Origin of the sequence: Streptomyces sp. MB09-01 (assembly GCF_033794505.1) — a bacterium.
GTDB lineage: Bacteria > Actinomycetota > Actinomycetes > Streptomycetales > Streptomycetaceae > Streptomyces.
In genome coordinates this window covers 1-6,419 of the sequence record NZ_JARAYQ010000361.1, presented here as the reverse complement: position 1 = coordinate 6,419, position 6,419 = coordinate 1, and the positions used below count along the sequence as shown (strand labels likewise).

Genomic DNA, 6,419 nt, shown 5'->3' with positions numbered 1-6,419 from the left:
ATGCGGGGGAGAGCCCGCACTGGGCTCGGGAGGGTCAGTCCGCCGTGAGGGTCCGGCGGACCCGAGCAGCCCTCCCCACGCATCCGGCTCGTGGCCCGACCGGTTACCGGCGGGCGTACTCACGGAAACCGCGGCCGGTCTTCCGGCCCAGGCAGCCCGCCGCCACCAGGTGCTCCAGCAGCGGGGACGGGGCCAGGCCGGGGTCGCGGAACTCCTTGTGGAGGACCTTCTCGATGGCCAGCGAGACATCGAGGCCGACCACGTCGAGGAGCTCGAACGGCCCCATCGGGTAGCCGCCGCCCAGCTTCATCGCCGCGTCGATCTGGTCGATGCCGGCGTAGTGCTGCTCGACCATCTTGATCGCGTTGTTGAGGTACGGGAACAGCAGCGCGTTCACGATGAAGCCGGCCCGGTCCCCGCAGTCCACGGGGTGCTTGCGCACCTTCACGCAGATCTCGCGGACCGTGGCGTGCACGTCGTCGGCGGTCAGGACGGTCCGGACCACCTCGACCAGCTTCATCGCCGGCGCCGGGTTGAAGAAGTGCATGCCGATCACGTCCTGCGGGCGCGAGGTCACGCGGGCCACCGCGATCACCGGCAGCGAGGAGGTGGTGGTGGCCAGCACCGCACCCGGCTTGCAGACCTTGTCCAGGGTGGCGAACAGCTCCTGCTTGACCGCCAGGTCCTCGGCGACGGCCTCGACGGCCAGGTCCACCTCGGCGAAGGCGTCCAGCGAACCGGCCGGGGCGATCCGGTCCAGGGTCCGGTCCGCGGCCTCCTGCGTCAGCCGGCCCTTGGACACCGCACGGCCCAAGGACTTGCCGATGGCGGCCTTCGCCGCGTCCGCCTTCTCCTGGCTGCGGGCGGCCAGCACCACGTCGTACCCGGCCTGGGCGAAGACCTGGGCGATGCCGCTCGCCATGGTGCCGGAGCCGGCCACGCCGACCGAGCTGACCGGACGGCCCGCACCGAGCAGGGACCCGTCCAGCGGGGTCTGGAGGTCGCGCACGACGGTGGAGCTGCCGGCCGCCTCGTACGTGTAGAAGCCGCGGCCCGACTTCTGCCCGGTCAGGCCCGCGGCGGCGAGCTGCCCGAGGATCGGGGCCGGGGCGTGCAGCCGGTCGCCGGAGGAGGCGTACATGGCCTCCAGGACGGTGCGGGCGGTGTCCACGCCGATCAGGTCGAGCAGCGCGAGCGGGCCCATGGGCAGGCCGCAGCCGAGCCGCATCGCCGCGTCGATGTCCTCGCGGGAGGCGTACTTCGCCTCGTACATGGCGGCGGCCTGGTTGAGGTAGCCGAAGAGCAGGCCGTCGGCGACGAAACCGGGCCGGTCGCCGACCGCGACGGGCTCCTTGCCGAGCTCGCGGGCCAGCCCGGTGACCGCCTCCACGGCCGGCGGGGCGGTGAGGACGCAGGAGACGACCTCGACCAGCTTCATCGCGGGGGCCGGGTTGAAGAAGTGCAAGCCCAGCACGCGCTCGGGGCGCTGGGACTCGGCGGCCAGCCGGGTCACCGAGAGGGCGTTCGTGCCCGTGGCCAGGATGGTGTCGGGGCGCACGATCGCGTCGAGCTCGCGGAACACCTGCTGCTTGACCTCGTACGACTCGGGCACGACCTCGATCACGAGGTCGGCCTCGGCGGCGGCGGCCAGGTCGGTGAAGGTGCGGAAGCGGGCGAGCACGTCCGCCCGCTCCTGCTCGGTGAGGCGCTCCCGGGTGACGGAGCGCGCGGTGGCCGACGCGAGGGCGGCCGCTGCCCGGCGGGCGGCGGTCTCACTGACGTCGATGCCGATGACCTCGCGGCCCGCCCGGGCGAGGACCTCGGCGATGCCGGTGCCCATCGTGCCGAGGCCGACGACGGCGATGGTCTGGAGGTTGGGCTGACTGGACTGACGGTCCATCGAGGGACTCCAGTGGAAGAGGGTGACGACTGAGGGACGCGCGGCGCACAGCGCGCGGGTGCCGAACGGAAAGCCGTGCGGAGGGTCGTACGGAATGCCGTGCGGTGAGGGACCCGGGCAGAGGCCCAGGGGAGGGAACCCGGCGGGGGTGCCCCGAGGGAAGGGCAGCCCGGAGGGTGGTAGCGGTGGAACCCTGTCCCGGGGTCACACCGTGCATGATCGAACCGACCGGCACGAGGCGGCTGCGTCACCAGGCCGCCCTCGTACGTGTTGTTGTTAGGACAGTAACTCGCCGGTAACTGGTGCGCCAGAGCACGGAGATGTGACCTGTACCGCCCAAATGTACCGATCATCGATCATCGATCAACGCGCCCCCGCCGATCTCCCGGAACCCGGCGTGGCGGCCCCCGCGTCGGCCTAGGGTGGCCGCGTGAACGACGTGCTGGAGCGCCTGCGGGCGGAGGCGGGGCAGTCCCCCGAGTACGAGGTGCTGCTCACGGCCGGCCCCGACGACCTGGCGGCCTCCCTGACCTCGGCCGGGCTGCCCCTGTGGGCCCGCGAACTGGCCGCGTACCGGCTGGGCCTCGCGGGCGACCGCCGGGCCTTCGAATCCCTCGTCCTGCTCCTCAACCACCGGGACCCGCCCCGCTGCGCGGCCGCCGCCGAGGCACTGGCCGTACTGGACGACCCGCGCACCGCCCGCGCGGCGGCGGCCCTCGCCACCAACGGCCTGCGCACGGCCTACGCCCTCCAGTCCGTCCGGCTGCTCACCGCCCTGCGCGCCCCCGAGTCCGTACCGGCCCTGCTGACCACCCTGTCCCGGCTGCTGTCACCGAACGACCCGTACTGGCGGGTGGCCCTGGCCTGCGTGGAGGGGCTCGGCGCCCTCGCCGACCCCCGGGCCCGCGAGCTCCTCACCCGCGCCCAGTCCCACCCCCGCCTCGCGGTGGCGGCCACGGCCGCACTGCGCGCGCTCGCCTGACGGGCCCGCCGCCGGCCGGCCCACCGGCCGGCCGGCGGGCCGCTCAGCCCCGGAAGCCGAGCAGGCCGTGCAGGGCCGCGCCGCCCGCCGAGGGCGGGACCGCGCGGGTCGCCGCGGCCGGCTTCGGGGCCGCCTGGGCGGGGCAGGTGGCGTCCGCGGCCTGCCCCGTCCTCAGGTACGCCGACACCTTTTCGTCCAGGCACTTGTTGCCGCTCAGCGCGATCCCGTGGTTGCCGCCGCCCTCCTCCACCACGAGCGCCGAGCCCTTCAGCTTGTCCCGCATGCTGAGCGCACCCCCGAACGGGGTCGCCGCGTCCTCCGTCGCCTGGAGGAGGAGCGCGGGCGGCAGATCCGCGTTGGTCACGTCCGGGGCCTGCAGCGCCTCCGTCGGCCAGAACGCGCACGGGGCGTTGTACCAGGCGTTGTTCCAGGTCATGAACGGCGCCTCGGCGTGCGTGCGCCACATGTCGGCGCGCCACTGGTTCCAGTCCCTCGGCCAGGCCGAGTCCCGGCACTGCACCGCCGTGTAGACGCTGTAGCCGTTGCCCGCGGAGGGCTCCACCGCACCGAACCGCTCGTACGCGGACACCAGCGGCTTCGGGTCCTGCTTCACGACGTACGCCGCGAAGGCCTCGGCGAGGTTCGGCCAGTAGCCGTTGTAGTAGCCGCCGGGCATGAAGGTGTCCTCCAGCTCGGCCGCACCCACCTTGCCGCCCGCCGGCGTCTGCCGCACCGCCCCGCGCATCGCGTACCAGCGCTCCTCGACCGCCGCCGGGTCGGTGCCGAGCCCGTACGTCGCGTCGTGCGCGGCCACCCAGGCCAGGAACGCCTTGTGGCGGGCGTCGAAGGCCCGGTCCTGGGCCAGGTTGTCCTCGTACCAGACCCCGCCCGGGTCGACCACGGAGTCCAGGACGAGCCGGTGCACCCGGCCCGGGTGGAGCTTGGCGTACACCGCGCCCAGATAGGTCCCGTACGAGTAGCCGAAGTAGCTGATCCGCTGCGCGCCGAGTGCGGCGCGCAGCAGCTCGATGTCCTGCGCCGCCGACACGGTGCCGATGTGCGGAAGCACGTCCGCGTGCTTGGTCCCGCAGGACTCGGCGAAAGCCTGCACCCGCTCCAGGTTGGCCCGCTCGGTCGCCGCGTCGCGGGGTACGGAGTCCGGCCGGACGGGGGCGAAGTGGCCGGGCCCGCAGTCGAGGGCGGGCTCGCTCTTGCCGACGCCCCGGGGGTCGAAGCCGATCACGTCGTACTGCGCGGCCACGTCCTTGGGGAGGGCGGAGGCGATGAATCCGGCCAGGCTGCGGCCGCTGCCGCCCGGCCCGCCCGGGTTGACCAGCAGCGGGCCCTGGGAGGTGGCGGCGGTGTGGGGGACCCGGGTCAGGGCGAGGGAGATCTGGCGTCCGGCGGGCCGGGCGTGGTCGAGGGGGACCTTGAGGGAGGCGCACTGCAGGGTGGGATAGCGCGGGGTCGCGCAGCCGGTCCACCGCAGTGCGGCGGCCTGCTTCGCCGCGGGGGCCGCGGGGGCCGCGGTGACCGGGCTCGCGAGGGCGGCGGCGACCGTGGCGATCGACAGCGACAGCAGGACAGCGGTGCGCTTCTTCAAGGGGTGCAGCATGGGGCCTCCCAGCCGAGGGTTCTGGGCGGAATCGTCCCGGAAACCATGCCTGGAGGGCGGGATTTGGCTGCTCATTGGCCCGATGTGATGAGCCTTCAGGGGCCGTCCGAGGTCACAGCAGGGTGAGCTGGGTGGCTTCGGCGGGGGCCTCTACGGCCGGACGCTCGGGGGGCGCCGTCCGGCGGGCCTCGCCGCGCCGGGACGGCCCGATGCCGAATTCGGCCGCGAGGTCGTGGACTTGGCGGGTGATCCGGCGCTGGTACCAGGTGGGGGCGTACGAGCCGCCCGCGTACATCCGCTCGTACCGCTCCACGAGGTGCGGATGGTGCTCGCCCAGCCAGGCCGTGAACCACTCGCGGGCGCCGGGGCGCAGATGGAGTACCAGGGGTGTCACGGAGGTCGCCCCGGACTCGGCGATGGCGCGGACGGTGGCCCGCAGCTGCTCCGGGCGGTCCCCGAGGAAGGGGATCACCGGGGCCATCAGCACCCCGCACTCGATGCCGGCGTCCGTGAGGGTCCGTACGGCGCCCAGCCGGGCGGCGGGCGAGGGCGTGCCGGGCTCGACCGTCCGCCACAGCGAGGTGTCGGTGAAGCCGACGGAGACGGAGATCCCGACCTCGGTGAGCCCGGCGGCCTCCCGAAGGAGCGGGAGGTCGCGCAGGATCAGCGTGCCCTTGGTGAGGATCGAGAAGGGGTTGGCGTGGTCGCGCAGCGCCTCGATGATGCCGGGCATCAGCCGGTAGCGGCCCTCGGCCCTCTGGTAGCAGTCGACGTTGGTGCCCATGGCGATGTGCGCGCCGCTCCAGCGGGGCGAGCCGAGCTCGCGGCGCAGCAGCTCGGGGGCGTTGGTCTTGACGACGATCTGCGAGTCGAAGCCGAGTCCGGTGTCGAGGTCGAGGTAGCTGTGCGTCTTGCGGGCGAAGCAGTACACACAGGCGTGGCTGCAGCCCCGGTAGGGGTTGACGGTCCATTCGAACGGCATGCGCGAGGCGCCGGGCACCCGGTTGACGATCGACCGGGCACGTACCTCGTGGAAGGTGATGCCGCGGAATTCGGGGGTGTCGAAGGTCCGCGTCACGACGGCGTCGGCCCCGAAGAGCGCGGCCGGGCCCGCGGTGCCCTCGGTCAGGTTCTCCCAGCGCATGGTGCGCCTCCCTCGCTAGCTCTGCCGAGAGAATAGAACAAATGTTCCCATGATCGTGCGGGTCGGGATATTCGCTGGTCAGCGCCGGACGAGGTGCGACGGTGACCGTCATGGCGGGATGGAGCATGACGGTGTGCCTGCCCGGGCACGCCCGGGACTGGGTCCGGGCGGCAGTGGCCGAGGCCATGGCCCCCTTCGATCGAATGGGGGAGGCCGAAGGGGAACTCGGCCTGTGGGAAGGCTGCAGCATCCGGGGCGGGATCCAGGCGGGCGAGGGATTCCGGGTCAAGCCCGGTCGCGAGACCGACCCCCGGCTGGTGCGCGAGGGCCCGTGGCCCGACGGGGTTCCGGTCACGCCCCTCCCGGGCATGTGCGCGGGCGGGCCGCGCGAGCTACTGGCGCTGGAGGAGACGCGTGCCGCGGGGGAGGAGCTCGCCGGCCGGGCCTGGGACCTGTGGCACGACCTGGCCCGCCGCCACCCCTCCGCCGAGCCCTGCGGCGACGGCCGCTGCTGTTGCCGGGAGGGCCATCACGCGTACGCCGCCCAGGACCTGCCCAAGGCCTTCCTCGCCGGGAAGCGCGCCCTGCTCGACGCGCACCGCGGACCTCGGGTGGGCGGAGTTCCTGTTGTCGAACCACCCGGTCGAGGAGCTCTCCCGGCTCGGCCGCGAGGAGTTCGTACGCCGCGAGTCCGGAGCCTGTCTGCCCCACGGGAACGTGCTCACCCTCGACGGCTGGTGGTCCGAGGACGTGGAGGACCCCCTGCACGCCGCCTGCC

General features: G+C 73.5%; 5 protein-coding genes. 1 reads left to right on the top strand and 4 read right to left on the bottom strand.

Translation table 11 applies throughout. From position 1 onward, the window contains the following. Positions 1-103: 103 nt before the first annotated feature. Positions 104-1,900, bottom strand: coding sequence for a 3-hydroxyacyl-CoA dehydrogenase family protein (locus tag PV721_RS39765; RefSeq protein ID WP_319733199.1), 1,797 nt, complete (start codon positions 1,898-1,900; stop codon positions 104-106). A 430-nt stretch (positions 1,901-2,330) separates the two neighbouring features. Here PV721_RS39765 and PV721_RS39760 point away from each other — a divergent pair, with 430 nt between their 5' ends. Further along, a complete protein-coding gene (locus PV721_RS39760; protein ID WP_319733198.1) occupies positions 2,331-2,882 on the top strand; it encodes an adenylosuccinate lyase in 552 nt (183 codons plus the stop codon). A gap of 43 nt (positions 2,883-2,925) precedes the next feature. Here PV721_RS39760 and PV721_RS39755 read toward each other — a convergent pair whose 3' ends face one another. The 3 genes from PV721_RS39755 to PV721_RS39745 all read right to left on the bottom strand — a co-directional run bounded on the left by PV721_RS39755 (position 2,926) and on the right by PV721_RS39745 (position 6,240). After that, the gene (locus PV721_RS39755; RefSeq protein WP_319733196.1) at positions 2,926-4,497 is read right to left on the bottom strand and encodes an alpha/beta hydrolase; all 1,572 of its coding nucleotides are present in this window, start codon (positions 4,495-4,497) and stop codon (positions 2,926-2,928) included. Between the two features lie 112 nt (positions 4,498-4,609). Beyond that, positions 4,610-5,641 (bottom strand): Rv2578c family radical SAM protein, encoded by a 1,032-nt coding sequence (locus PV721_RS39750; RefSeq protein ID WP_319733194.1) that lies wholly within the window; start codon positions 5,639-5,641, stop codon positions 4,610-4,612. 392 nt (positions 5,642-6,033) lie between these two features. Next, on the bottom strand, positions 6,034-6,240 hold the full coding sequence (locus PV721_RS39745; RefSeq protein WP_319733192.1) for a hypothetical protein: 207 nt from the start codon (positions 6,238-6,240) through the stop codon (positions 6,034-6,036). Between the last annotated feature and the right edge of the window lie 179 nt (positions 6,241-6,419).

Coding starts and splice junctions, on each gene's coding strand:
- PV721_RS39755 (WP_319733196.1), bottom strand. CDS start 4,497: ATGCTGCACCCCTTGAAGAAGCGCACCGCTGTCCTGCTGTCGCTGTCG.
- PV721_RS39750 (WP_319733194.1), bottom strand. CDS start 5,641: ATGCGCTGGGAGAACCTGACCGAGGGCACCGCGGGCCCGGCCGCGCTC.
- PV721_RS39765 (WP_319733199.1), bottom strand. CDS start 1,900: ATGGACCGTCAGTCCAGTCAGCCCAACCTCCAGACCATCGCCGTCGTC.